Source organism: Rhodococcus aetherivorans, from assembly GCF_011058165.1.
Taxonomy (GTDB): domain Bacteria; phylum Actinomycetota; class Actinomycetes; order Mycobacteriales; family Mycobacteriaceae; genus Rhodococcus; species Rhodococcus aetherivorans.
In genome coordinates this window covers 1-1575 of sequence record NZ_JAALEG010000190.1, presented here as the reverse complement: position 1 = coordinate 1575, position 1575 = coordinate 1, and the positions used below count along the sequence as shown (strand labels likewise).

At 63.9% G+C, this 1575-nt stretch carries 1 protein-coding gene; it reads right to left on the bottom strand.

The window, feature by feature from the left end; translation table 11 throughout:
* Window positions 1-34: 34 nt before the first annotated feature.
* Window positions 35-1455 (bottom strand): IS3 family transposase gene (locus tag G6039_RS30080; RefSeq protein WP_373867515.1). Its coding sequence is split into 2 segments (ribosomal slippage): window positions 35-1108 and window positions 1111-1455, totalling 1419 coding nucleotides; the frame shifts between segments, so codons are not numbered across the junction.
* Window positions 1456-1575 lie beyond the last annotated feature (120 nt).

The following is a 1575-nucleotide window of genomic DNA, read 5'->3' as shown; positions in this document are numbered from 1 at the left end:
CGGAATGTGTCAAGGTAATTGAGTCCAACGGGAGTTACGCGGCGACCTGATCGACGTCGGGTTGGTCCGGGTCAGGTTCGGCTGCGGGTTTGTTGATCCATGCATCGGTGGGCAGATCCAGGATCTTCGGGGTGCCGGCCTTTCCGAAGCGTTCGGGATGCTGCGCGCGGGCTCGAGCAAGCACGACGGCGCGTTCGGTGGCCTTCTGCCCGGCGAGACCGAAATGCACGTCCGCCGGCGTGTGCAGTCCGATGCCGGTATGGCGATGTTCGTGGTTGTACCACGCGGTGAACGAGTCCACGAGATTCCGCGCATGGTGGATCGAGGCGAAGCGCTCGGGCCACATCGGTCCGTACTTGAGAGTCTTGAACAGCGCTTCCGAATAGGGGTTGTCATTCGATACCCGCGGCCGTGAATGCGAGCGGGTGACCTCGAGATCGGCGAGCAGCGTCGCGACGGTTTTACTCGTCATCGATGTTCCCCGATCGGCGTGCACGACGTTCGGGATCCCGTGCACAGCAAATATTTCGGTCATCATCTCCGCGGCGAGCAGCCCGGACTCGTGGGTTTGGACGTGCGCTCCGACGATGTAGCGGGAGAAGATGTCGATCATCACGTAGGCATCGAAGTAGGTGCCCTTGACCGGGCCGGGCAGCTTCGTAATGTCCCACGAATACACCTGACGCGGCGCGGTCGCTACGAGTTCCGGACAAACCCGGGCGGGATGGCGAGCCTGCCGGCGCCGCTCGTTGACCTGCGCGTTCTCCCGCAGAATCCGATACATCGTCGACACCGAACATAGATAGATCCCCTCGTCGAGGAGCTGGGCGTAGACCTCGAGCGGTGACCGGTCGACGAACCGGGCGCTGCACAGCACGTCGAGGACGCCGCGACGTTCCGCCTCGGTGAGCTTGTTCTCCGGGGTGCGCCCGGCAGTGGTGGCAGCCGGGTCCGTTGCCGTAGGACGGGCTTTGTCTCGCGCCGCGGTGCAACGCGCAATTCCGGTCAGTGTGGTTGCATCCCTTGTGGTTACACCGGACTCAGTGAGTTCGTGATGGGCGTGCATCAACGCTTCTTGCGCTGCTCGTCCACATTCGTGCTCTCGGAGAGCTGCTCCAAGAGCTCGTGTGCTTTTCCCATGATCCCCAGGGCGGTTTGGGTGGTGGCCAGCTTCTTGTTCGCGCGGTCGAGCTCGCGTGTGAGCCGGGCGATCTCGGCCTGTTCGGCGGTGAGTTTGCCGGTCTTCTCGCCGGGTTTCTTGCCGTCGAGGACGCCGGCGTCGCGTTGTTTACGCCATTCGCTGATCAGCGAGGAGTACAGGCCTTCGCGGCGCAGATACGCACCGCCTCCGTTGCTCTGGCAGGCCTGCTCGTACGCGGCGAGGTGGGCGAGCTTGTCGGCGGCGCTGAAGGCGCGGCGTTGCGGGCCGTCGGCGCGGGGATGCGAGGGGTCCATCCGGTCATTGTCCTCGACCGGAACCATGCTGGAAATCGTCATCGTGGGGTTGATCCGTATCTCGCCCTGCAGGCGGGGTTGCTGTGAACCGCTGGACTCAACTCAGCCTGACACGCAGGG